Consider the following 23687-nt stretch of genomic DNA (forward strand, 5'->3'; position numbering starts at 1 on the left):
GCTCAGGCCGCCAGCCCGGCGAAGCGGCCCTGCCCGGCACCGTGCCCCAGATGCACTGCGTCGGCCGGCCCTGCGTCGACCAGACCCGCGTCCCGGGCACCGAGGTCGGCGCCGGCCTCGGCGCCCTTCACGACGATGGTGTCGAAGGCGTCCTCGAACAGGTCGACGATGGCGGGATCGAACTGGCGGCCGCGGCCCTCGAGCACACAAACGCGCGCCTCGTCCACGCTGCAGGCACGGCGGTGCGGCCGCGGCGACAGCAGGGCCGAGAAGGTGTCGGCCACGGCCACCACGCGCGCCGGCAGCGGGATCGCGGCACCAGACAGGCTGTCGGGGTAGCCACGGCCGTCCCAGCGCTCATGGTGGCTGAGCGCGATGTCGCGCGCGCAACAGAACAGCAGGCTGGGCGCGGCCTCGCGCGCGCTCACCTGGCGCAGCGCATCGGCCCCCAGCCGCGTGTGGGTGCGCACGGCGTTCCAGTCGCCCTCGCTCAGCCGCCCGGGCTGACCCAGGATGCGCTCGGGCACCGCGGCGTTGCCGATGTCATGCAGCGGTGCGGCCAGCCGCAGCGTCTGCACCCAGCCCGGGCGCTGCGCCTCGGCATGGCGACCGCCATGGTGCAGGGCCTCGGCCAGCACGCCGCTGACCGCAGCCACACGGTCGAGGTGGCGTTGGCCGCCGGGATGGCAGCGCGCGGCCAGCTGCATCAGCAGCACCAGGCCGGCCTCGGACCAGGCCTCGGCGGCGTCGGCCGGCAGCACCGGCGCCACCGGCACCTGAAGGCGGTCACGCGCCTGCTTCAGCGCCACATGGGTGCGCACCCGCGCCAGCAGGCTGGGCGCGCGGATCGGCTTGGTGATGAAGTCGCCGGCGCCCAGGCGCAGGGCATGGGCCTCGCTGTCGGCATCGTCCAGCGCGGTCAGGAAGATCACCGGGATGCCGGCGGTGGCGGGGTCGGCACGCAGCTGCTGCAGCACGGCGAAACCATCCATGTCGGGCATCATCACGTCGAGCAGGATCAGGTCGGGCTGCGGCGCGCGGCGCGCCAGCTCGATGGCACGGCGTCCGCCGTTGGCGGCGCGCACGGTGTATTCGGGGTGCAGCAACTCACCGATCACCGTGAGGTTCTCGGGGTTGTCATCCACGATCAACACCAGCGCCTGCGCGCCATGCGTCGGCCACATCGGGGTGCTCCTCACCGGCCGCGGCGCGTTGCGCCGCTGATTGCTCGCGCGGTTGTCGGTGCAACCGCTCCCACCAGCCCAAGTCAACGGTTTTATCACATCATCACACCACCAAAGGCCGGAAAAGAACCGGCTGCACAATCGTGCGCCGTGAATCTCCCTGCCGACCCCACGCCCATGCCCTCGCCCGCGTCGCGGCGCCGCCACGGACCGCAGCGCATCGTCTGCCTGACCGAGGAGCCGACCGAAGTGCTGTACCTGCTCGGCGAGCAGCAGCGCATCGTGGGCATCTCGGGCTTCACCGTGCGACCGCCCGAGGCGCGGCGCGACAAGCCGCGGGTGAGTGCCTTCACCAGTGCCAAGATCGACCGCATCCTGGCCTTGCAGCCCGACCTGGCGATCGGCTTCTCCGACATGCAGGCCGACATCGCCGCGGGCCTGATCCGCGCCGGCGTGGAGGTCTGGATCAGCAACCACCGCTCGGTGGCCGGCATCCTGGACTACGTGCGCCGCCTGGGCGCGCTGGTGGACGCGGCCGACGCCGCCGCACGGCTGGCCGACACGCTGTCCGCGCGCATCGAACGCGTGCGCGCCGCCGCTGCCGCCCTGCCGCGCCGCCCGCGCGTGTACTTCGAGGAATGGGACAGCCCGCAGATCAGCGCCATCCGCTGGGTCAGCGAACTGGTGGGCATCGCCGGCGGCGACGACGTGTTCCCGCAGCGCGCTACGGCCTCGCTGGCGCGCGAACGCATCGTCGCCGACCCGGCCGAAGTGATCGCAGCGGCGCCCGAGCTGATCATCGGCTCGTGGTGCGGCAAGAAGTTCCGGCCCGAGCAGGTGGCCGCGCGGCCGGGATGGCATGCGGTGCCGGCCGTGCGCGACGGGGAACTGCACGAGATCAAGTCGCCGCTGATCCTGCAACCCGGGCCGGCCGCGCTGACCGACGGCCTGGACCGGCTGCATGACATCGTGCAGGCCTGGTCACGCCGGCACGGCACCTAAGGCCTCCGGCAACGGGCAAACCCTCAAGACCGGACGCGCGGGGCCGAAGAGAGGTGCGAGACAGCACGTCCGGCCGGCAGTCATGGGCAGCGGCGTGCAGGCAACCAAGGAGGCTCCTGCCCATGCAATTCCTGCAAAACCTGCGCATCACCCAACGCGTGCTGGTGCTGGCCCTCGTGTTCGGTGCGCTGACGCTGCCGCTGGCAACGCTGGTGATCCGCGCCGAGTGGCGCGACTACGAGGCCACCCGCGCTGAACGGGCCGGCGTGCCCGCCGTGGGGGCCGTGCTGGCGCTGATCCGCCACACCCAGACCCACCGCGGTCTGACCAACGGCTGGCTGGGCGGCAACGAGGCCATGGGCCCGCGCCGCGAAGCCGAGGCCCAGGCCCTCGACAAGGCCCTGGCACAGGCCCAGGCCGCCACGGCCGCCTACGCCACCGGTCCGCTGGGCGAGCGCCGCCGCGCCGTGCAGCAGCAATGGCAGGCCCTGCTGGCCGACGTGGCCGCCCGCAAGCTGCAACCGGCCGAGGCGTTCCAGCGCCACTCCGACCTGGTGGCCCTGCAGCACCGCCTGCTGACCGACGTGGCCGACGACTCGACGATGATCCTCGACCCGATGCCGGGCACCTACTACCTGATCACGGCGATGGTCGAGACGCTGCCGCGCATCACCGAGCTGCTGGGCCAGAGCCGGGCCGTGGGCGCGCTGGCCCTGAAGCGCCAGAACCTGGCGCCGGCCGAACGCGCCCGCCTGCAGAGCGCGCTGGAGCGCGTGGCGCAACTGCAGCTGGACTACCAGCGCGATGTGGAGAACCTGCAACGCCATGACCCCGCCACCGCGCAGGCCCTGGCGCAACCCATGCAGGCCGCGCGCGAGGCCATCACCAGCGCCGTGGCCCTGGTGCGCGGCCAGTTGCTCGACCCCGAGACGCTGAGCCAGCCGTCGACCGCGTACTTCGACACCATGACCGGCTTCATCGACGCCCAGTACGGCTTCAGTGACAAGGCGTTCGCCCGCGTCGACGCCATGCTGCAGGAACGCCTGGCCGAGTCGCAGCGCGCGCTGGGGCTGGCCGGCTCGCTGGTGGTGATGCTGGTCGTGGCCGCCACGGTGGCCGTGGTGGGCATCAACCGCAGCATCCGCTCGGGCACCGAGGCGGCCCAGGCGGCCATGCAGGCCCTGTCGCGCGGCGAACTGGACCACCGCGTGGCCACCGACCGCCGGGACGAACTGGGCGACCTGGCGCGTGGCATCGGCCAGGCCATGGCTCAGCTGGCGGGCATGGTGGCCGAGGTGAAGGCGAGCGGCGTGTCGCTGGGCACGGCGTCGGCGCAGATCGCCAGCGGCAATGCCGACCTGAGCGCGCGCACCGAAAGCGCGGCCGCCAACCTGCAGCAGGCCGCCTCGTCGCTCGAGCAACTGACCGGCACCGTGCGCCAGAACGCCGACAACACCCGCCAGGCCACCGAGATGGCCACCCAGGCCAGCACCACCGCCGGTGAAGGTGGCGAACTGATGCTGCGCGTGGCCAGCACCATGAACGCCATCAGCGACAGCTCGCGCAAGATCGCCGACATCATCGGCACCATCGACAGCATCGCCTTCCAGACCAACATCCTGGCGCTGAACGCGGCGGTGGAGGCCGCGCGTGCCGGCGAGCAGGGCCGCGGCTTCGCGGTGGTGGCCGCCGAGGTGCGCACGCTGGCCCAGCGCTCGGCCGGCGCCGCACGCGAGATCAAGGGCCTGATCGGACACAGCGTCGAGACGGTGGAGAGCGGCGCCGCACTGGTCAGCCAGGCGCGCGACACCATGCAGCAGATAGTCGACCGGGCCGGCCAGGTCAGCAGCCTGGTGGGCGAGATCGGCCGCGCCACAGCCGAGCAGGCCACCGGCCTGGGCATGGTCAACGAATCGGTCAGCCAGCTCGACCAGGCCACGCAGCAGAACGCCGCGCTGGTGGAGGAAAGCGCCGCCGCCGCCGCCAACCTGCACGACCAGGCCAGCCGCATGATGGGCGCCGTGTCGCGCTTTCGCACGGCGCACGCCTGAGGAACTCGGGCAGAAGGACATCCCCACGGCCAGCCCTGCATGGCTGGCCGCTTCGCCAGGCGCAAGCCGTCCCCAGGACGCCTTATGTCCGAGCTCAGCCCGCCCGTCGGGTGGTGCCAGTTCCCTGGCGCCGAGTGCCCTACGTTTGCGGCCAGCTGAACATCGCCGGCTCCTTGGCGATGAAGCGGCGCGCGGCCTCGGCGTGGTAGCTGCTCTGGTAGCACAGGGCCTGGTGGTCGGCCTCGTGGGCCAGCGTGGTGTCCAGCGGCGTGGCCAGGGCCATGCCCACCTCGCGCTTGATCAGGCTGATGGCCATCGGTGATGCACCGGTGAAGCTGCGTGCCAGCGCCTGGGCGCGCGGCAGCAGATCGGCCGCGGCGCACTGCTCCATCACGATGCCCAGCTGCTGCGCCTCGTCGGCCCGCAGTTCGCGCGCCGACAGCATCAGCTCCTTGGCGCGCTGCACGCCCACCACGCGCGGCAGCGAGTGCATGGCGGCGAAGTCGGGCACCAGGCCCACCTTCATGAACGACAGGCAGAAGCGCGCCGCCGGCGTGGCCAGCACGAAGTCGGCCATCAACGCCAGGCTGAAACCGGCGCCGTAGGCCGCGCCATCCACCGCGGCGATCAGCGGCTTGTCCAGCTCCATCAGCTGGCGCACCCAGGGGTGCAGATCCAGCATGCGCTGGCGCCAGCGCTCGGTGGTCATGCCCTCGCGCGCGGCCAGCATGGCGCGCAGGTCGCCACCGGCACAGAACACGCCGCCGGCGCCGGTCAGCACCACGGCACGCACATCGCCATCGCGCACCAGCGCCGGCACGGCGGCCGCGAATGCGGCCTTCAGTTCATCGCCCAGCGCGTTGCGCGCATCGGGGCGGTTCATCGTCAGCGTGGCAATGCCGTCGGCGATCTGGATCTCGAGCTGGGACATGGGTGCGGGTCAGTGGCCTGGGATGGGCGGCGAGTTTGGCACGCCCCATGGAGCCGCGAGGCCGACCGAGCGCCGGGCCGCCCCAAGCCGGGCGGCCAACCCGCCCGGCGGGTGGCGTCGCGTACCCGCGGCGCCGGGCGCCCCATCAAGGCAGACCGCCCGAGCAGACCAGGACTTGCCCTGTGATGTAGTGACTCTCCGGGCTGCACAGCAGGTAGACGGCACCCGCCGCTTCTTCCGGTGTGCCGGCGCGGCCCAGCGGCACCGCCGCCTCGGCGCCCTTCAACAGGCCGGGGTTGTTGGCCACCTCGATGCGCTGGCCGTCGATGTCGATGTGGGTGCGGCCATCGGCGCCACCCTCGGTCAGGCGCGTGCGGATCATGCCGAAGGCCACGCTGTTGACGTTGACCTTGTGGCGCCCCCACTCCTTGGCCAGCGCCACGGTCAGGCCGTTGACGCCGGCCTTGGCCGCCGCATAGTTGGCCTGGGCGCTGCGTCCGTGCAGGCCGCTGATCGACGAGATGTTGACCACCTTGCGGAACACCTCGCGCCCGGCCGCCGCCTCTTCCTTCGCGGCGTGGCGGATGAAGCTGCCCGCCGCACGCAGGATGCGGAAGGGCGCGGTGAGATGCACCTCCAGCAGCGCATGCCACTGGCGGTCGTCCATCTTGTGGATCGGCTCGTCCCAGGTGTAGCCGGCGTTGTTGACGATGATGTCCAGCCCGCCCAGCTGATGTACCGCGGTGGCCACGAAGCGTTCGGCAAAGCCGTCGGCAGTGACATTGCCCACGCACACCGCGCCTTCGCTGCCCGCCGCCCGCACGGCGGCCAGGGCCTCCTCGGCACAGCCGGGGTCGAGGTCGTTGACCACCACCCGCGCCCCCTCGCGCGCCAGCTTCAGTGCAATGGCCCGGCCGATGCCTCGGCCCGAACCGGAAACGATCGCCACCTTGCCTTCGAGCTTGCCCATGACCTGCTCCTGCATCGACCTGAGTGGCGTTTCAGTTTGCGCCGCCGCCCTGGCCGTGACCAAGGTGCTAACCCTGATCCTGCCGCGTCATGCAAGCGACATGGCGGCCAAGGGGCCGCGCCTACATTGGCCGCCGACGGCGCCCCCGTCCGCCAACACCCACTCAAGGAGACCCCCGATGCGCACCCCCTTGCTAACCCTGCTGGCCACCGCCGTGCTGGCCCTGGCCGCCGGCTGCGCCACGCAGCCGCCCACCCGTCCGGCCGGATGGTCGGCGCCCGAGGCGGTGGTGGCGCCTTCGTCCTTCACCGGCGTGCATGGCCTGGCGGTGGACACGCAAGGCCGCCTGCTGGCCGGCAGCGTGGTGGGCAATGCCATCTGGCAGGTCGACCGCCAGACCGGTGCGGCCAAGATCCTGATCGGCGGCCCCGAGGGCCAGGCCGACGACATCGCCGTGGGGCCCAAGGGCGAGCTGGCCTGGACCAACTACCTGATGGGCATGCTGCGGTATCGCGACAACGATGCGGCGCCGATGAAGGTGCTGGCGCAAGGCTTGCCCGGCCTCAACTCGCTGGACTTCGACCGCCGCAACGGCAAGCTCTACGCCTCACAGGTGTTCCTGGGCGATGCGCTGTGGGAGATCGACCGCGACGGCGTCAAGCCGCCGCGGCTGATCGCCAAGGACCTGGGCGGCTTCAACGGCTTCGAGGTCGGCCCCGACGGCATGCTGTACGGCCCGCTGTGGTTCAAGAACAGCGTGGCCAAGGTCGATCCCGCCACGGGCCAGATCACGGTGATCAATTCGGAGTTCAAGATCCCGGCCGCCGCCAACCTGGACGGCAAGGGCAACCTGTGGGTGGTGGACACGGTCACCGGCGAGCTGAGCAAGGTGGCGCTGGCCAACGGTCGCAAGACCGTGGTGGCGCAGCTGGCCACCGCACTCGACAACCTGGCCATCGCGCCCGACAACGGCCTGATCTATGTCTCGAACATGGCCGACAACGCGGTCATCGAAGTCAACCCCGCCACCGGCGCGCAGCGCACGCTGACGCGCGGCAAGACCGCCGTGCCTGCCGGCCTGAAGGCCGATGGTGGCCAGCTGTGGCTGGCCGATGTGTTTGCCTACCGCCGCATCGACGCGTCCAGCGGCGAGGTGACCGACCTGAAGCGCATGCAGTCGTCGGACATGGAGTACCCGTTCTCGCTGGGCCTGAGCGCCAAACATGTGGCGCTGGCTTCCTGGTTCACCGGCACGGTGCAGGTGCTGGACCGAGAGACGAACAAGACCCTGGCGATGCTGCATGGCTTCAAGGCGCCGTACGACGCGCTGCCGCTGCCCGACGGCACGGTGCTGGTGGCCGAGATCGCCACCGGCAGCATCCTGCGTGCCCATGGCAAGGACTGGCATGAGCGCGCCACCGTGGCCAGCGGCCTGGCCGGCCCGGTGCAGATGACGCTGGGCCCCGATGGCGCGCTGTACGTCAGCGAGGCCGCGGGCAATGTGGTGCGCGTGAACCTGGCTGACGGCGCCAAGACCACGGTGGCCACCGGCCTGGCCCTGCCCGAAGGCCTGGCCTTCACGCCCTGGGGCTCGCTGGTGGTGGCCGAGACCGCAGCGGGCAAGCTGACCGAGATCGACCTGGCCGGCAACACGCGGCGCACGCTGGCCGACCGGCTGCCGATCGGCCTGTCCGGCGGCCCCGGCATGCCGCCGCCCTATGTGCCCACCGGCGTGACGGTGGACGCCCAGGGCAACGTGTTCTTCAGCGCCGACCGCAACAACGGGGTCTACCGCGTGCGGCCGGCACGCTGATCGGGGCTTTGGCCGGCAGGCATCCGCGGTACAAACCGCGCATGCCTGTTGTCCGTGCCTTGCGCCTGCTGTCGGCGCTGCTGTTTGCCGTTCTGCCCGCACTGGGGTCCGGCGCCGCCGCCGCCCCGGCCCTGCCCACCCTGCCCCGCAGCGCCATTACCGCGGCCGAGCTGGCCGTGGTGATCGCCGAGGGCGACCCGCTCAGCGAGGCCGTCGGCCTGGCCTACCAGCGCGCCCGCGGCATCCCGGAATCGCACATGGTGCGCGTGGCGCTGCCGGCCGGGCGCGATGCCATCGGCGCGACCGAGTTCGCCGCGGTCAAGGCCGCCATCGACGCCCGCCTGGGCCCCAAGGTGCAGGCCACGCTGCTCACCTTCACCCAGCCCTCGCGCGTGCAGGGCGAGCGCTGTGCGGCCAGCATCACGGCGGCCATGGCCTTCGGCTTCGACGCACGGCTGTGCGGCCAGTGCGCGCCCACCCTGCCCTCGCCCTACTTCGACAGCGACAGCACCCGGCCCTACACCGACCTGCGCATCCGCCCGTCGATGATGCTGGGCGCGCGCACGCTGGCCGAAGCCGAGGCGCTGATCGCGCGCGGCCTGGCCGCCGATGGCAGCCAGCCCACCGGCACCGGCTATGCGCTGCGCACCAGCGACGCCGCTCGCAGCGTGCGCTGGCCCGATCTGGCGCAGCTGCCGGCCGGCTGGGCGCAAGCACCGGGCCTGGCCTGGCAATACCTGGACCACAGCGCCGCCAACGGTGCCAGCGCCCCCGCTTCGGCACCGGGCAATGCCCTCGCCGACCGCAGCGACGTGCTGTTCTACTTCACAGGCCTGGCCCGGGTGGACAAGCTGGACACGCTGCGCTTCGTGCCCGGCGCGGTGGCCGACCACCTCACCTCCACCGGCGGCGCGCTGCCCGACGGCCATGGCCAGATGACGGCGCTGGCCTGGCTGGCGGCCGGCGCCACCGGCAGCTACGGCACGGTGGAAGAGCCCTGCAACCATGTGCAGAAATTTCCGCGCGCCACGGTGCTGGTGGACCACTACCTGCGCGGCGCCACGCTGATCGAGGCCTACTGGAAATCGGTGGCCTGGCCCGGCCAGGGCCTGTTCGTTGGCGAACCGCTGGCGCGGCCCTGGCCCGATGCGCCCAGCGCACAGATCAGCGACGGCGAACTGCTGCTTCACACGCGCAGCCTGCGCCGCGGCGCCACCTACCGTGTGGCCTGGCAGCGCAGTGGCGCCAGCCCCTGGCAGGTGCTGTCGGCGCCTGCCGCCAGCCGCACCGCCGGCCAGCCCCAGCCGGTGACCTGGCGTGTGCCGCTCGGCCCGCTGGCCGAGTCGGGTGGCCGGCTCGGCCTGATCGGCCCCTGCCCGCTGCGGCCGGCACAGGCTTGTCTGCTGGGGCCTTGACGACGGCCCCGGCCCGCCACAAGCGCAGCGTCGTCAGGCCACCCAGCGGTACCAGCGCACGCCGGCGGCATCGAGCTCGGCGCGCACCTCGCCGCGGTGCACCAGGTGGTTCAGGTGCGCCATGCTCTCGCCGGTGGCCATGCCCAGCAGCTCGCCCTTGCCGTCGATGGGGCGGGCAAACAGCGCGCCGAACACGTCGATGGCGCGGCGCGGCCCGTCGCGCAGCGTGCGGCCCAGGCGCTGCAGCCCGCGCTGGTGGCCACGCATCAGGCGCTGCAGCCGCGCGTGCAGGCCGCGGAAGGGCTCGTTGTGCGCCGGCAGCACCAGCAGGTCATCGCCCAGTGCGCCGTGCAGCTTCTCGAGCGACGAGATCCAGTCGCCCAGCGGGTCGGCGTCGGGCTCGGTGGGAAACACGCTGACGTTCGACGAAATCTTGGGCAGCACCTGGTCGCCCGAGACCAGCACCTTCAGGTCGTCGCACACCAGGCAGGCGTGCTCGGGCGAATGGCCACGGCCGACGATGACGCGCCAGTCGTGCGCGCCAATGCGGATCACCTCGCCATCGACGATGCGGCGGAAGCTCTCGGGCAGCGGGTGCACGAACTTGCCGAAGCCGCCGAAGCGCGCGCGGTAGACGTCGATGGCCTCCTCGGGCCAGCCGCACTGGCGATAAAAGCGCACGCCATCCTCCGGCGCCTCGCGGCCGGTGTCGGCGGCCAGCACGCGGCAGGTCAGGTATTCCTCGCGCGTCATCCACAGCCGGCACTGGAACTTGCGGGTCAGCCAGCCGGCCATGCCCACATGGTCGGGGTGCATGTGGGTGCAGAAGATGCGGGTGATGCGCGCGCCCTGCGGCGTGGCGGCCAGCGGGCCGTCCTCGGCGATCAGCGCGCGCCACACGGCCAGGGCCTCGGGCGTTTTGGTGCCGGTGTCCACCAGGGCCCAGCCGGGGCCCTGCGCGTCCTCGTCGGCAATCAGCCACAGGTTGATGTGGTTCAGCGCAAAGGGCATCGGCAGGCGCAGCCACAGCACGCCGGGCGCCACCTCCAGCGGCTGGCCGGGCGCGGGCGCCTCGGCCCAGGGGTAGTCGAGCTTGTAGGGCGGCTCGGCGATGGCTTCGTCGGCCTCGGGGGGCAGGTCGGGACGGCCGTCGGCGCTGGCCGCGGCGGCAGGAGCGGAATCGGTAGCAGGCATCGGCCGATTGTGCGCCAGCCGCCCCGCGGCCGCTGGGCATGGCCCGCCGGCGCCCAATGCGGCGCTCAGGCGTCCGACAGCGCGTACAGCAGCCGGCGGTAGACGCGGGCGTGGCTGAGCAGCTCCAGGTGGTGCAGGTCCTCGCCCACCCAGCAGTTGCGCTCGGGCAGCGCCAGGTCTCGTGCCGGGTTGGCGTGGCGGCCCATGGCGCTGTCCACCGGCACCAGCCCATCGCCCGGCTGGCGCGGCGCGCCATGGCGGCCCACCCGTGCCGGCAAGCAGCCAGCCAGCGCATGGCACTCCACACCGTCGGGCAGCGGCACCGGCACCCGGTGGTCGCGGGTGTCGAAGTGGTCGTGCGGCTGCCAGTCGGCGGCCAGCAGGTTGCCGTGGCGCAGGTCGGCCACGCCGTCGCTGCGCAGGCGGGCCAGCCGGGCCAGCGGTGCCGAGGCCTGGCGCAGCCCCAGCACGCGGCGCAGCCAGGGCCGCATGTGGTCCAGCGGCAGGCCGTGGTGCGGCGTGCCCAGGAACACCAGCCGCCGCAGCGCGCGGCGCCAGGCCTCGTCAGCGCCCTCGGCCTGGGCACAGGCGCTGCGCGCCACCAGGCCGCCCATGCCATGGCCGACGATGTCGATGCCGCGCAGCGGCACCGGCCACGCCTGGTGCAGTTCGGCCAGCAGCCGGTTCAGCAGCGCGCCGTTGGCCGAGATGCGCAGCCCGCTGCTGTAGCGCAGGTGCAGCACGCTGGCATCCAGGGTGCTGCCCAGCTGCGCCGCATAGTCGTGGCCATCGCGCTGCCAGCTGTGCTCGTCCAGGCACAGGTCGTGCACCAGCAGCACCACGCGCTGGTGCGGCGGCTCGGCCCAGGCGCCGGCGCCCAGCGGCAGGTTCAGGCGGTGGCCGCCCCGCCGCAGCTGCATCTGGGTGGCCAGCGCATGGTCGGCGCGCTGCAGGTGGTCGCCCAGCAAGCCGTTGAGCACGGCCACCAGGCCGTCACGAAGCGGCGCCGGGTGGGCGGCATCGCCCACGCCGATCTGGTCGAGCAACTGGGTCAGCGCATCCTCGCCGGGTGGCCAGGCCCAGGGCGTGCCGGACTCGGGCGCCCGGGCCGCAAGAGGCCATGCCGCCGGGGGAAATAGGTGCTGGTTGCCGCGCATCGGAGCCTCGCTGTTCCACCGGCCAGCCCTGTGGCCGGTGAAACATTGGCGCTCAGCCGCCGGTGGCGGGGTCTGCGGCAGATCAATGTCAGCCGGCCGTCAGCCGCGCCAAGGGCGGTGCAGCGGGCAGCAGCCGCCGCCGTCTGCGGTGGATCAAGCCGCGGCCTGGCCCTTGTACATGCCTTCGATCAAATCGGCGTACTTCTTGTTGATCAGCGAGCGCTTGAGCTTCATCGTCGGCGTGAGCTCTTCGTCTTCAGCGGTCAGGCGCTGCTCGATCAGGCGGAACTGCTTGATCTGCTCCACCCGGGCGAAGGCCTTGTTGACCTTCTCGATCTCCTCGCCAATCAGCGTGATGACCTCGGGCGCGCGGCACAGGCTCTTGAAGTCGCTGAACTGCACGTCGCGGTCCTGCGCCCACTGGGCCACGTTCTCCTCGTCGATCATCACCAGGCAGCTGAGGTAGGCGCGCTTGTCGCCGATCACCACCGCGTCGGTGACGTAAGGGCTGAACTTGAGCTGGTTCTCCCACTCGCTGGGCGTGATGTTCTTGCCGCCGGCCGTGATGATGATGTCCTTCATGCGGTCGGTGATGTAGAACCAGCCCTGATCGTCGACGCGGCCCACGTCGCCGGTGTGCAGCCACCCCTCGGCGTCGATGGCCTCGGCGGTCTTCTCGGGCAGGTTCAGGTAGCCGGCAAAGCGGTTGTCGCCGCGCAGCAGGATCTCGTGCGTGACCGGCGCGATGCGCATCTCCACGCCCGGCCCCGGAATGCCGATGCTGCCCGGCCGCGTGGCGTCGCGCGGCGTGACGGTGCCGCCGCCGCAGGTTTCGGTCATGCCCCAGCCCTCGCGCAGCGGGATGCCGAGTGCCAGGTACCAGCGGATCAGCTCGGGCGAGATCGGCGCCGCGCCGGTGAGGGCCAGGTGCACGCGGTTCAGGCCCAGCATGCGCCGCACATTGCCCAGCACGGCCACGCGCGCCACGGCGTACTGCGCAGCCAGCAGGCCGCCCGGCGTGCCGCCCTTCTCCTTCAGCGCCGCCACCTTCGTGCCCACGCCGATGGCCCAGGCATAGGCCAGCTGCTGCAGCTTGCCGGCCTCCTTCAGCGCGATGCTGACGCTGGAGTACATCTTCTCCCACACCCGCGGCACGGCGAAGAACACATGCGGCTGCACCTCGCGCACGTTCTCGAACACGGTTTCGGGGTTCTCGACGAAGTTCACCACCGAGCGCCGGTAGATCGACACGTACTCGCCGATCAGCCGCTCGGCGATGTGGCACAGCGGCAGGAAGGCCACGCGCTCCTCGGCCTCGGGCAGGTCCTGGAACAGACCCGGGTTGGTGGACGCCAGCACCGCGCACAGGTTGCGGTTGAGCATCATCGCGCCCTTGGGCTTGCCGGTGGTGCCCGAGGTGTAGACCAGCACGGCCAGATCCTCCGGCCCGCGGCTGGCAAGTCGCTCCTGCAGCAGGCCGGGATGCTGCTTCAGGTAGGCGCGGCCCGCCTCGCGCAGCTGGTCCAGGCTGATGACATCGGGGTCGCTGAACTGGGTCAGGCCTTCCATGTTGAAGATGACCACCTTGCGCAGCAGCGGCAGCTGATCGCGCATCTCCAGCCACTTGTCGAGTTGCTCGTCGTCCTCGACGAACAGGAACACCGATCCTGAATCAGCGCACAGGTACTGCACCTGCACCGCCGCATCGGTAGGGTAGATGCCGTTGACCGCACCGCCCATCGAGAGGCCGGCCAGATCGGTCCACACCCATTCGCGGCAGGTGTTGGACAGCACCGAGATCACCTCGCCCGGCTGGTAGCCCAGGCTCACCAGGCCGGCGCCGATCTCGGTGACGATGGTGGCCACCTCGTTCCAGGTGTAGCTGCGCCACAGGCCCAGATCCTTCTGGCGCATCATCACCGCGTCGCCCAGTTCCTTCACACGGTGCCAGAACATCTTGGCCACCGTGTCGAAGGGCAACGGTTCCGGCGCCCAGCCCGGCCGGTTGGCGGTGACGATGCGGTGGGGATCGACTGCGTTGCTCATCGGGGTGCTCATCGCCACGTTTTCTTCTTCTTCCAGCGCCGCTCACCGCGCACGCCGGATTCCTTCATGCCGAGGTAGAACTCGCGGATGTCCTCCTTCTCGCGCAGGATGTCGCAGCGGTCTTCCATCACGATGCGGCCGTTCTCGAGCACGTAGCCGTAGTCGGCGGCGTTCAGCGCCATGTTGGCGTTCTGCTCGACCAGCAGGATGGTGGTGCCGCGCTCGCGGTTGATGCGCACGACGATCTCGAAGATCTCCTTGGTCAGCCGCGGCGACAGGCCCAGGCTGGGCTCGTCGAGCAGGATCAGTTCGGGCCGGGCCATCAGCGCACGGCTGATCGCCAGCATCTGCTGCTGGCCGCCCGACAGCAGGCCGGCGTCCTGGCGCTCGCGCTCCTTCAGGATCGGGAAGTAGCCGAACACGCGCTCGATGTCCTCCGCCACGCCGTCCTTGTCGTTGCGGGTGAAGGCGCCCATCAGCAGGTTGTCGCGCACGCTCAGCAGCGGGAACACCTCGCGGCCCTCGGGCACATGGGCCAGGCCGCGGCGCACGATCTCGGCGGGGTCCTTGCCGGTGATGTCCTGGCCCTTGAACTGCACCGTGCCGCGCAGCGGATCCAGCACGCCGGAGATGGTCTTCAGGATGGTGCTCTTGCCCGCGCCGTTGCTGCCCAGCACGGTGGCGATCTCGCCACGCCGCACCTTCAGGCTGACGCCGCGGATGGCCTTGATCGGGCCGTAGGCGCTTTCGACATTGGCCAGCGACAGCAGGATTTCGCTGTCCGCCGCGGCCGGCGGCACGGCATTCAACACGGCACTCATGCGGCTTGCCTCCGCAGGCTGGACACATCGTCGATGGTGCCCAGGTAGGCCTCGATCACACCGGCATGGCTCTGCACCTCGGCCGGTGTGCCGAGTGCCAGCACCTCGCCCTGGTTCATCGCCAGCACGCGGTCGGAGACGCGCGAGACCAGCGTCATGTCGTGTTCCACCATCAGCACGGTGATGCCCAGTTCGCTCTTGATGTCCTGGATCCACCAGGCCATGTCCTCGGTTTCCTCGACATTGAGGCCCGACGAGGGCTCGTCCAGCAGCAGCAACTTGGGGCCGGTGCACAGCGCGCGCGCCAGCTCCACCACCTTGCGCTTGCCATACGGCAGGCCCGCCACATGGGTGTCGCGGTAGTGCTGCAGGTCCAGCAGGTCGATCACCTCCTCGGCGCGCAGCCGGGCGGCGTGCTCGGCGCGGCGCGTGGCCGGCGTGAAGAACAGGTTGCTCCAGAAGCCGGTGCCGCGGTGGATGTGGTGGCCGATCAGCAGGTTCTGCAGCACCGTGGCGTTCTCGAACAGCTCGATGTTCTGGAAGGTGCGCGCGATGCCCAGCGCCGCGATCGCGTGCGGCGCCAGCGCGTCCAGCGGCTGGCCTTCGAAGCTGAGCGTGCCGGTGGTGGGCTGGTAGATGCGGCTGATCAGGTTGAACACCGTGGTCTTGCCGGCACCGTTGGGGCCGATCAGCGTGAACACCTCGCCGCGCCGCACATCGAAACTGACCTTGTTGACCGCCAGCACGCCGCCGAAGCGCACGCTCAGATCCCTGGCTTCCAGCAGCGCGCTCATTTCAGCCTCTCTGACTTGGTGTAGCTCTTTTGACGCTTGAACATGCCCTTGCGGTAGAACGGGAACAGTTGCAGCCAGGTGCGCACCTTCAGCCAGCGGCCGTACAGGCCCATGGGCTCGAACAGCACGAAGGCCATCAGCACCAGGCCGTAGACCACCGCCTGCAGGCCGGTGGCCTGGCCGATGGCCGGTGGCAGCCAGTCCTTGGCCACCGCGATGCCCTGCGGCATGGCGATCAGGAACACCGCACCGAAGAACGCGCCATGCACCGAGCCCAGGCCGCCCACCACCACCAGCAGCAGCAAGTCGATGGACTGGCCGATGCCGAACTGGTCGGGCGAGATGAAGCTGAGCTTGTGCGCATACAGCGCACCGGCCAGGCCCACGATGGCCGCCGACAGCGCGAACGACAGCGTCTTGTAGCCGGCCAGGTGGATGCCCATGCTCTGCGCCGAGATCTCGCTGTCGCGGATGGCGATGAAGGCCCGTCCGGTGGCCGAGCGCAGCAGGTTCATCACGCCCAACGTCACCAGCAGGCAGGTGCCGAGGGCGATGAAGTAGAACGCGTTCTGCGAGCTCAGGTCCAGGCCGAAGAGCTGCGGCTTCACCACGCTCAGGCCCGCATTGCCCTTGGTCACGCTCTCCCAGCGCGCCAGCACCTCCTCGACGATGAAGCCGAAGGCCAGCGTGGCGATCGACAGGTAGATGCCCTTGACGCGCAGCGCCGGCAGCCCCACCACCACGCCCACCGCTGCCGACAGCAGGGCCGCGAAGGCCATGCTCACCGGGAACGGCCAGCCGCGGCTGGCCAGCACCGCCTCGGTGTAGGCGCCCACGCCCATGAAGGCGGCATGGCCGATGGATGCCAGGCCGGTGAAGCCCGACAGCACCATCAGCCCCAGGCCGGCGATGGCGTACACCAGCACGAAGCTGAGCTGGCTGAGCGCGTAGTCGCCCGCCCACCACGGCGCAGTGAGCGCCGCGGCCAGCAGCAGGCCGTACCAGAAGGCCTGGCCGTTGTGTTCGACGAGCCGGATGTCCTGCTCGTAGGTCGTTTTGAAAAGAAAGCGCATGCTGGACTCAGTTGCCGCCGGGCCGCCCCAAGGCGACTGAGAACCCCCTCGGGGGGCAGGAACGAAGTGACGTGGGGGCGGACATGTCTAGACTTTCTTGCGCATCGCGCCACCGAACAGCCCGTTGGGCTTGACCACCAGCATCACCAGCACCACCACATAGGCGGCGATGTCCTTGAAGCCCTCGGGCAGGTAGAAGCCGGCCATGGCCTCGACGATGCCGATCACCAGCCCGCCCACCACCGCGCCGGGCAGGCTGCCGAAGCCGCCCACCACCGCGGCCGGAAAGGCCTTCAGCCCGATGAAGCCCATGTTGGCGTGCACGAAGGTGATGGGTGCCAGCAGCAGGCCGGCCAGCGCCGCCACCGCGGCCGACAGGCCCCACACCAGGCCGTTGAGCTGGCGCACCGGGATGCCCATGTAGTAGGCAGCCAGCTGGTTCTGCGAGGCCGCCTGCATCGCGATGCCCACCTTGCTGAAGCGGAACATCAGGAACAGCAGCCCGCACAGCAGGCCGGTCATCACGATCACGGCCAGCTGCTCCACGCTGATCACCGCGCCGCCCAGGTTCAGCACCTGGCCCTTGTAGGGCACGTCGATGGTGCTGGTCTCGGTGCCGATCTCGGGCAGCATCGAGATCAGGCCACGCGCCGTGTAGCCCACGCCGATGGTGAGCATTACCACGGTGAACTGCGGCTGGCCCAGGATGGGCCGGATCACCAGGCGCTCGAGCGCGATGCCCACCGCCAGCATGCCGGCCACCGCCACCGGCGCTGCGGCCCAGAACGACCAGTGGCCCCATTTCATCAGCACCAGCGCGCCGAAGGCGCCCAGCATCATCAGCTCGCCCTGGGCGAAATTGACCGTTTCAGTGGCCTTGTAGATGAGCACGAAGCCCAGCGCGATGAGGGCATAGATGCACCCCAGCGATATGCCCGAAACCAGCAGTTGCACGAACTCCAAGCGCCTTCTCCTGCGGCGGCATGCCGCCGTCTCTGGGGACGATGGGCGCGAGACTACGGGCCGGCTGTCAGGCCGTCTTGTGCGTACATGCTGTGCCCCGGCCGGTGCAGGGCCTTACCGGGGAAAGCCCCAGGCTCAGGGCAGTGCGGCGCTGGCCGGCACGTTGGCCGGCACATTGGCCGGTGCATCGGCATCGCGGTCCGCGACGGCGCCCGGCGGGGCATCGCGCAGGCGCTCGGCCTGGGCCAGGGCCCCGGCCATCTCGGGCGTCAAGGGCCGCGCCAGCAGATAGCCCTGGCCGAACTGGCAACCCATCAGGCGCAGCTGGGCCAGCTGCTCGGGGGTCTCGATGCCCTCGGCGATCACCGTCTTGCCCAGCGCATTGCCCAGCGTGATGACGGCGCGCACCACCTCGGCGTCCTTGGCATCGCGGGCGTCGGCGTTGAGCCGCTGCACGAAGGAGCGGTCGATCTTCAGGCTGGTGATGGGCAGCGTGGACAGGTAGGCCAGCGAGGAATAGCCGGTGCCGAAGTCGTCCACCGACAGGCCCACGCCGATCTCGCGCAGCTGCGCCATCACCTGCAGCGCGGCATCCAGCCGGTGCATCAGCGTGCTCTCGGTGATCTCCAGCGTCAGCTGGCCCGGCTCGAGCTGGTTGCTCAGCAGCGCCGTGGACACCCGGGCGACGAAGTTGCTGCGGCACATGTCGGTGCCCGACACATTGACATGCAGGCGCGCCCGCAGGCCCTGGCCCTGCAGCTGCTGGAACTCGCGCAGCCGGCGGCAGGCGCTGGCCAGCACCCAGTCGGTCAGCGGCGAGATCATCGCCGAGTCCTCGGCGATCGGGATGAAGGTGGCCGGCGGCACGGCGCCCAGCTCGGGGTGGTCCCAGCGCACCAGGGCCTCGAAGCTGTCGATGCGGCCGCTGGCCAGGTCGTAGATCGGCTGGAAGGCCAGCGACAGCTGCGTCTGCTCGATGGCGCGGCGCAGGTCGCGCTCGAGGTTCACCTGCTCGGCCAGCTGCGCGCGCAGGCTGGCGTCGAACAGCGCGGTGCGCGCCCGGCCGGCCGACTTGGCGCGGTACATGGCGATGTCGGCATCGCGCAGCACGTCACCGGGCGTGTCGTAGCCCACGGTGCTGAAGGTGATGCCGATGCTGGCGCTGCTGTTGACCTCGGTGCCGTCCAGCAGGTAGGGCTCGGCCAGCATGCGCTGCAGGCGCTCGGCCATGGCCAGCGTGGGGGCCTCGTCGGCCAGGCCGTCGATCAGGATCGCGAACTCGTCGCCGCCCAGCCGGCCCACCGTGTCGCCGGGCCGCACGGCCTCGCGGATGCGCTGCGCCACCAGGGTCAGGAAGCGGTCGCCCGCGGCATGGCCCAGCGTGTCGTTGATGAGCTTGAAGCGGTCGAAGTCCAGGTACATCACCGCGAAGCGGTAGCCGGCGTCGCGCTTGCTGCGCGCGATCGCCTGGGCCAGGCAGTCGCCGAAGCGGATGCGGTTGGCCAGCGCGGTGAGGCTGTCGTGGTAGGCGATGTGCTGCAGCTTGGCCTCGGCCTCGCGGCGGGCGCTGATGTCCTGCACCTGCAGGATCAGGCAGGGCTCGCTGGCGTGGCGGTCAGCGAAGTGGCCGCTGTGCACGGCCACCGCCACCTGGCTGCCGTCGCTGCGCAGGCAGCGCAGTTCCACCGCGGCGGCGGTCTCGTCGGTGTCGGCGCCCTCCTCGTCCGTGCCGCCGGGGCGCAACGGCCCGCCCGCATCCACCAGGCTGCGCCACTGCCGCTCCAGCAGCGGCAGGTCGTCACGGTGCACATGGCGCATGAAGTCGCGGCCGGCCAGCTCCTCGTCGCCGCAGCCCAGCAGTTGCGCCAGCGCCGGGTTGGCCTGCAGCACCCGGCCATCGGCCGAGACAAGAGCCATGCCGATGGCGGCATGGGAAAACGCGCTGTGGAATCGCCGCTCGCTCTCGCGCAGTTGCTGCAGATGCCGGGCCGACTGCGCCGCCTCGCGCTCGGCAGCCTCGATGCGCAGCGCATTGGCCTTCTCGTCGCTCTCGCGCTGGCGGAAGTGGTAGTGCAGCATCACCAGCAGCACGATGATGATCGGCACGGCGCCGGCCATCACGCCCACGCCAGAGGCCTTGAACACCAGGTACAGCAGGCCGGCGATCAGCGCGCTGGCGGCATAGGTGGTGCCCACCCAGCCGAAGCTCTGCACGAAACTGCTCCAGCGCAGCGGCTCGTTGCGCTTGAGATGCGGCACCAGCGAGATCAGCGTGGTGTTGAGCAGGAAGTGGCCGATCGCCGCCACCATGGCCAGCAGCAGCACGAAGGCCTCGGCCAGCGCGCTGTCGGGGCCATGACGGGCCAGCGCGGCCGTGGCCATCTGGAACAGCGAGCCGCAGACCATCATCGACAGGCAGGCGGTGGCCGGGCTGATGATGCGGCTGGTCCAGCGTTTGCTGGTGCGGGCGGCACCCACGAAGGCCTCGCCCGCCGCCGCCAGCGCCGCAGCCGCCGGGCCGTTGAGCAGCAGCAGCAGCATGATGAACAGCTCACCGGCCGCGAAGGAATTGCGCGAGCCCGGGATGCGCACCGGAAACAGGCCGGCGAGCATGGTGATGCCGCAGCCCACCAGCACCTGCAGCAGCACGCCGCCGCGCTGCCCCGCCATCCAGCCCATGGCCAGGCCCAGTGCCACGGCGCCCAGCGCCACCACGCTCCACCAGTACCCGGTGGCGCGCCGGTTGTAGTCGGGCATCAGCGAGGCGTGCAGCCGGCGCCAGGGCCCTGCGGGCGGCTGGCGGCGGTCGTCGGGAGGATCCGTCGGCGTGGAGGACATCGGCTGCGTGAGGGCACCCCAGCGACTACTGGGCAACGAGGTGTCCTGCCGCACGGGGCAGGCACCCACCTGGGGCTCTGTCTGGTTGTCGGCCGGCGCCGGGCGATCTTGAGGCGCCGGCCGGTGGCTCAGGGCTCGCCCAGCATGCCAGGCAACGCGGTGGCACGCACCGTGCCGTTGGCGGTCTCGCTGAGCACCACGCCCTCGCTGAGCACCACGCCCTCACTGAGCACCACGCCCTCGCTGAGCACCACGCCTTCGCTGAGCACCACGCCCTCGCTGAGCACCACGCCCTCGCTGAGCACCACCCCCTCGCTGAGCACCACGCCCGAGGCCAGGGTCACGCCGCTGCCGGCGCCCAGCCAGCCGGCCAGCGTGGCCGAGGGCAGGAACACGCCAGTCTTGCCGGTCTTGGAGCTGATGCCGGCCAGCGCCGTGGCACTGCGCACGCCCGCGGTCAGCAGCGCGCCGTTGGGGGCGATGCTGTCGCTGAAGGCCTTGGGCACGTAGTTGTACCAAGGCGTGCCGGCCGGCGCCGGCCAGTAGGTGACGAGCTGCTTGCGCACCGTCTTGCCGCCCCAGGCCAGGCGCGGGTCGTAGATCGGCTGCCACTTGGTGAACAGGTCGGTGCCGCTGACGATCTGCCGGCCGCCCAGGATCACGATCTGCGACCAGGCGAAGGTCTGGCCGTTGATCGTGGTCGACGGCGCCGGCAGCGCCGTGGCGTTGATGGCGGCACCAGCGGTCAGCGTGCCGGCGGCCAGGCGGTCGAGCGTGTCGGTGCGCAGCGCCTTGGCCAGGCGCACCGCGCCTTCCAGGTTGATCATGCCGGCGCCCTGGTCGACCAGGCTGGCATTGGGCAGCGGCTGGGCGGTGTACTGCAGGATGGCCTTGATCATCGGCGGCGTCAGGCCGGGGTTGGCCTGCAGCAGCACGGCGGCGGCGCCGCTGACCACCGGCGCGGCGATCGAGGTGCCGCTGAGCATCATGGCCGAGCGCTTGAGCAACTGCGTGCCCAGGCCGCTGACCAGGGCCGGCGTGCCCTGGGCCAGCTTGTTCCAGCCGCCCAGCTCCGACGTGGCACCCAGCGACACGATGCGGTTGCCCGGCGCCACCAGGTCGGGCTTGATCAGGTTGTCGGGGTAGCGCACGCCGTTGGCATCCACGGCACCGCCGCGCGTGGGGCCGCGCGAGCTGAAGCCGTTGACCGTGTCGTCACCGCGAATGGGCGTGCCGTTCATGTGCGTGGAGCCCACGGTGATGACCGACGGATCCAGCCCCGGCGAGCCCACCGTGCCGTAGGTGGTGGTGCCGTTGGCCTGTCCGAAATTGCCGGCCGCCGCCACCACCGTGATGCCAGCCGCCGTGGCGCTGCGCACGGCACGCGCCACCGGGTCGGTCTGCCACGACTCGGTGCTGCTGGACGCCAGGCTCAGGTTCATCACGCGGATGTTGTAGGTGCGAGCGTTGTCGATGACCCAGTCGATGCCGGCCAGCAGGTCGGCGATCGAGCCCGTGCCGCTGTTGTCGAGCACGCGCACATCGATGATCGAGGCGCCCGGCGCCATGCCGGCGATGTCCATCGCGCCGCTGCCGCGGCGGCCCGCGGCCACCGCCGCCACGTGCGAGCCGTGGCCGTAGGGGTCGTAGTCCAGGCTCACGCCGACATTCAGCGACGCCTCGTAGGCCTGGCGCTCGGGGCTGCCGGGCGCATAGGCATTGGCCGCCAGGTTGGCCGCGGCCTTGCCCACCAGGCTGACCTGGCGCACCACGCGGCTGGCGCCCAGGCCGTTGGACAGGCTCTCGTGCGTGGTCATCACGCCGGAGTCCAGCACCGCGATGCCCACGCCCGCGCCGTCCAGGCCGCTGTAGCTGCCGGGCAGGCCCGCGTAGCTGCGCACCGCCGGCGTGGCGGCACCGGTCACCGTCTCCAGCGTGCTGACCGAATGCCGCGTGCTGCGGTTGGGCGACACCGAGGCCACGTCATCGCGGTCGTCGATCGACTTCAGCGCCTTGGCCGGCACCGTGGCCAGCAGCGCGTTGATGGCGCTGAAGCGCCCGTTCACCGTGCCGCCGATGGCGGTGATGTGCTTGCGCAGCGCACGCAGTTCGGGGTCGCTGCCCTGGCCGACGATCACGGCTTCCACCATGCGCTGGCCGTTGGCCTGGCGCACCCAGCGGTGGCCCGGCTGGGTGGGCGATGCCGCGGCCACCTCCAGGTCGCGCGCGATCTTGCGGTGCTTCACCTGCCCGCCCGCGTGCACGCCCAGGCCGAGCACCAGCGCCAGGCTCGACAGCAGCGCCAGCAGCAGCGGTCGCAGCATGCGGCGCTCGATCAGCACGATGAATGGCGTCAGAAAACCCATCTTGTCTTCCTTTTGTGCGGCGCGATCCGTGTCAGGCTCTTAACGTGCCGAAGGCCGGCATCATCGCGGCGACCCCACCCGAATGGGGGGTGGGGTGTGACAGAACGTGCGCTAGTCGCCGTGCGAATGTCACGCTGCCGCACCCGGCCCGAAGCCCTCGGCCGCTGCCGCCCGAACTTGAGCCCCGGCGGTGTGACGCCCGTCACGGCGGCCCCCCACCACCATGCCAGCCGCATCCGGCCCGCATCGGGCGTGCACCCGGCGGCTGCCACCCGTCTTGCGGCCAGTGGGCGCCGCCCGGGCTTCGTCGCCGCCGCGACGGACACAGCGCCGTCATGCGCTAACGTCGTGCCATAACCACCCGCAACGCCTGACCGGAGACCGCCCATGCACGTGGCCGACGCCCTCGCCGCCCGCCGATCGATCCGCGACTACCTGCCCAAGCCCGTGCCGGGCGACCTGATCCGCAAGGTGCTGACCACCGCGGCGCGCTCGGCCTCGGGCGGCAACCTGCAGCCCTGGCACATCGACGTGGTGGCCGGCGAGCCGCTGAAGGATCTGCTGGCCCGCGTCAAGAAGGTGCAAGCCGCGGCAGCCGCTGGCGAGCCCACCGAGCAACCCGAGTACAGCATCTACCCGAAGGAGCTGGTGTCACCCTACCGAGACCGCCGCTTCCAGATCGGCGAGGACATGTACGCCCGCCTCGGCGTGCCGCGCGAGGACCGCGCCGCGCGGCTGCGCTGGTTTGCACGCAACTACGAGGGCTTCGGCGCCCCGGTGCTGCTGTTCTGCAGCGTGGACCGCCGCATGGGCCCGCCGCAGTGGAGCGACCTGGGCATGTACCTGCAGAGCGTGATGCTGCTGCTGAAGGAAGAAGGCCTGGACAGCTGCGCGCAGGAGGCCTGGTCGGTCTACCCGAAGACCGTGGGCGACTTTTTGGGCCTGCCACCCGAGCGCATGCTGTTCACCGGCATGGCCATCGGCTACGCCAATCCGGAGCACCCGGTGAACGCCCTGCAGGCGCAGCGCGCGCCGCTGGAGGAGTTCGCCACCTTCCACGGCATCTGAT

General features: G+C 71.0%; 17 protein-coding genes. 5 read left to right on the forward strand and 12 right to left on the reverse strand.

Annotation, left to right across the window (positions count from 1 at the left end):
• Nucleotides 1-2: 2 nt before the first annotated feature.
• The gene (locus AACH10_RS18795; RefSeq protein WP_341412020.1) at nt 3-1184 is read right to left on the reverse strand and encodes a response regulator; all 1182 of its coding nucleotides are present in this window, start codon (nt 1182-1184) and stop codon (nt 3-5) included.
• A gap of 177 nt (nt 1185-1361) precedes the next feature.
• On the opposite strand from AACH10_RS18795, the gene AACH10_RS18800 reads away from it, so the two are divergent.
• Both AACH10_RS18800 and AACH10_RS18805 read left to right on the forward strand, forming a co-directional pair.
• Nucleotides 1362-2186 carry an ABC transporter substrate-binding protein gene (locus AACH10_RS18800; protein ID WP_341412320.1) on the forward strand — a complete coding sequence of 275 codons (825 nt, stop codon included), beginning with the start codon at nt 1362-1364 and terminating at the stop codon, nt 2184-2186.
• 122 nt (nt 2187-2308) lie between these two features.
• The gene (locus tag AACH10_RS18805) at nt 2309-4237 is read left to right on the forward strand and encodes a methyl-accepting chemotaxis protein (RefSeq protein WP_341412021.1); all 1929 of its coding nucleotides are present in this window, start codon (nt 2309-2311) and stop codon (nt 4235-4237) included.
• A gap of 139 nt (nt 4238-4376) precedes the next feature.
• Here AACH10_RS18805 and AACH10_RS18810 read toward each other — a convergent pair whose 3' ends face one another.
• Nucleotides 4377-5168, reverse strand: a complete 792-nt coding sequence (locus AACH10_RS18810) for an enoyl-CoA hydratase/isomerase family protein (RefSeq protein WP_341412022.1) — start codon at nt 5166-5168, stop codon at nt 4377-4379.
• A 145-nt stretch (nt 5169-5313) separates the two neighbouring features.
• Nucleotides 5314-6138, reverse strand: a complete 825-nt coding sequence (locus tag AACH10_RS18815) for an SDR family NAD(P)-dependent oxidoreductase (protein WP_341412023.1) — start codon at nt 6136-6138, stop codon at nt 5314-5316.
• Nucleotides 6139-6316: 178 nt separating this feature from the next.
• Between AACH10_RS18815 and AACH10_RS18820 the strand changes: the two genes are divergently transcribed.
• Together AACH10_RS18820 and AACH10_RS18825 are read left to right on the forward strand one after the other, a co-directional pair.
• Entirely contained in the window at nt 6317-7951 is a 1635-nt protein-coding gene (locus AACH10_RS18820) for a Vgb family protein (protein WP_341412024.1), read from the forward strand.
• A 41-nt stretch (nt 7952-7992) separates the two neighbouring features.
• Complete coding sequence (locus tag AACH10_RS18825) at nt 7993-9366, forward strand: TIGR03790 family protein (RefSeq protein ID WP_341412025.1); 1374 nt, start codon at nt 7993-7995, stop codon at nt 9364-9366.
• Between the two features lie 33 nt (nt 9367-9399).
• Here the strand turns inward: AACH10_RS18825 and AACH10_RS18830 are convergent, their stop codons facing one another.
• The 9 genes from AACH10_RS18830 to AACH10_RS18870 form a co-directional block, all read right to left on the reverse strand.
• Nucleotides 9400-10560, reverse strand: a complete 1161-nt coding sequence (locus tag AACH10_RS18830; RefSeq protein ID WP_341412026.1) for an MBL fold metallo-hydrolase — start codon at nt 10558-10560, stop codon at nt 9400-9402.
• 65 nt (nt 10561-10625) lie between these two features.
• Nucleotides 10626-11717, reverse strand: coding sequence for an esterase/lipase family protein (locus AACH10_RS18835; RefSeq protein WP_341412028.1), 1092 nt, complete (start codon nt 11715-11717; stop codon nt 10626-10628).
• A gap of 153 nt (nt 11718-11870) precedes the next feature.
• Nucleotides 11871-13763, reverse strand: a complete 1893-nt coding sequence (locus tag AACH10_RS18840) for an AMP-dependent synthetase/ligase (protein WP_341412029.1) — start codon at nt 13761-13763, stop codon at nt 11871-11873.
• Nucleotides 13764-13771: 8 nt separating this feature from the next.
• Nucleotides 13772-14584: an ABC transporter ATP-binding protein gene (locus AACH10_RS18845; protein WP_341412030.1), complete on the reverse strand. Its 813-nt coding sequence runs from the start codon at nt 14582-14584 to the stop codon at nt 13772-13774.
• The gene (locus AACH10_RS18850; RefSeq protein WP_341412031.1) at nt 14581-15378 is read right to left on the reverse strand and encodes an ABC transporter ATP-binding protein; all 798 of its coding nucleotides are present in this window, start codon (nt 15376-15378) and stop codon (nt 14581-14583) included. The genes AACH10_RS18845 and AACH10_RS18850 overlap by 4 nt, the downstream gene beginning before the upstream one ends.
• Nucleotides 15375-16451 carry a branched-chain amino acid ABC transporter permease gene (locus tag AACH10_RS18855; RefSeq protein ID WP_341412032.1) on the reverse strand — a complete coding sequence of 359 codons (1077 nt, stop codon included), beginning with the start codon at nt 16449-16451 and terminating at the stop codon, nt 15375-15377. The genes AACH10_RS18850 and AACH10_RS18855 overlap by 4 nt, the downstream gene beginning before the upstream one ends.
• A gap of 87 nt (nt 16452-16538) precedes the next feature.
• Nucleotides 16539-17414, reverse strand: coding sequence for a branched-chain amino acid ABC transporter permease (locus AACH10_RS18860; RefSeq protein WP_341412033.1), 876 nt, complete (start codon nt 17412-17414; stop codon nt 16539-16541).
• A gap of 135 nt (nt 17415-17549) precedes the next feature.
• The gene (locus AACH10_RS18865; protein WP_341412034.1) at nt 17550-20252 is read right to left on the reverse strand and encodes a putative bifunctional diguanylate cyclase/phosphodiesterase; all 2703 of its coding nucleotides are present in this window, start codon (nt 20250-20252) and stop codon (nt 17550-17552) included.
• A 128-nt stretch (nt 20253-20380) separates the two neighbouring features.
• On the reverse strand, nt 20381-22618 hold the full coding sequence (locus tag AACH10_RS18870; RefSeq protein WP_341412035.1) for a S8 family serine peptidase: 2238 nt from the start codon (nt 22616-22618) through the stop codon (nt 20381-20383).
• A gap of 387 nt (nt 22619-23005) precedes the next feature.
• On the opposite strand from AACH10_RS18870, the gene AACH10_RS18875 reads away from it, so the two are divergent.
• Nucleotides 23006-23686 (forward strand): nitroreductase, encoded by a 681-nt coding sequence (locus AACH10_RS18875; protein WP_341412036.1) that lies wholly within the window; start codon nt 23006-23008, stop codon nt 23684-23686.
• Nucleotide 23687: the final 1 nt, after the last annotated feature.

The organism is Pseudaquabacterium inlustre (assembly GCF_038066595.1).
Lineage (GTDB): Bacteria > Pseudomonadota > Gammaproteobacteria > Burkholderiales > Burkholderiaceae_C > Pseudaquabacterium > Pseudaquabacterium inlustre.

Bases quoted from the DNA above. Each gene is read 5' to 3' on its own strand.
- AACH10_RS18795 (WP_341412020.1), bottom strand. From the start codon at position 1,184: ATGTGGCCGACGCATGGCGCGCAGGCGCTGGTGTTGATCGTGGATGAC.
- AACH10_RS18800 (WP_341412320.1), top strand. From the start codon at position 1,362: ATGCCCTCGCCCGCGTCGCGGCGCCGCCACGGACCGCAGCGCATCGTC.
- AACH10_RS18805 (WP_341412021.1), top strand. From the start codon at position 2,309: ATGCAATTCCTGCAAAACCTGCGCATCACCCAACGCGTGCTGGTGCTG.
- AACH10_RS18810 (WP_341412022.1), bottom strand. From the start codon at position 5,168: ATGTCCCAGCTCGAGATCCAGATCGCCGACGGCATTGCCACGCTGACG.
- AACH10_RS18815 (WP_341412023.1), bottom strand. From the start codon at position 6,138: ATGGGCAAGCTCGAAGGCAAGGTGGCGATCGTTTCCGGTTCGGGCCGA.
- AACH10_RS18820 (WP_341412024.1), top strand. From the start codon at position 6,317: ATGCGCACCCCCTTGCTAACCCTGCTGGCCACCGCCGTGCTGGCCCTG.
- AACH10_RS18825 (WP_341412025.1), top strand. From the start codon at position 7,993: ATGCCTGTTGTCCGTGCCTTGCGCCTGCTGTCGGCGCTGCTGTTTGCC.
- AACH10_RS18830 (WP_341412026.1), bottom strand. From the start codon at position 10,560: ATGCCTGCTACCGATTCCGCTCCTGCCGCCGCGGCCAGCGCCGACGGC.
- AACH10_RS18835 (WP_341412028.1), bottom strand. From the start codon at position 11,717: ATGCGCGGCAACCAGCACCTATTTCCCCCGGCGGCATGGCCTCTTGCG.
- AACH10_RS18840 (WP_341412029.1), bottom strand. From the start codon at position 13,763: ATGAGCAACGCAGTCGATCCCCACCGCATCGTCACCGCCAACCGGCCG.
- AACH10_RS18845 (WP_341412030.1), bottom strand. From the start codon at position 14,584: ATGAGTGCCGTGTTGAATGCCGTGCCGCCGGCCGCGGCGGACAGCGAA.
- AACH10_RS18850 (WP_341412031.1), bottom strand. From the start codon at position 15,378: ATGAGCGCGCTGCTGGAAGCCAGGGATCTGAGCGTGCGCTTCGGCGGC.
- AACH10_RS18855 (WP_341412032.1), bottom strand. From the start codon at position 16,451: ATGCGCTTTCTTTTCAAAACGACCTACGAGCAGGACATCCGGCTCGTC.
- AACH10_RS18865 (WP_341412034.1), bottom strand. From the start codon at position 20,252: ATGTCCTCCACGCCGACGGATCCTCCCGACGACCGCCGCCAGCCGCCC.
- AACH10_RS18870 (WP_341412035.1), bottom strand. From the start codon at position 22,618: ATGGGTTTTCTGACGCCATTCATCGTGCTGATCGAGCGCCGCATGCTG.
- AACH10_RS18875 (WP_341412036.1), top strand. From the start codon at position 23,006: ATGCACGTGGCCGACGCCCTCGCCGCCCGCCGATCGATCCGCGACTAC.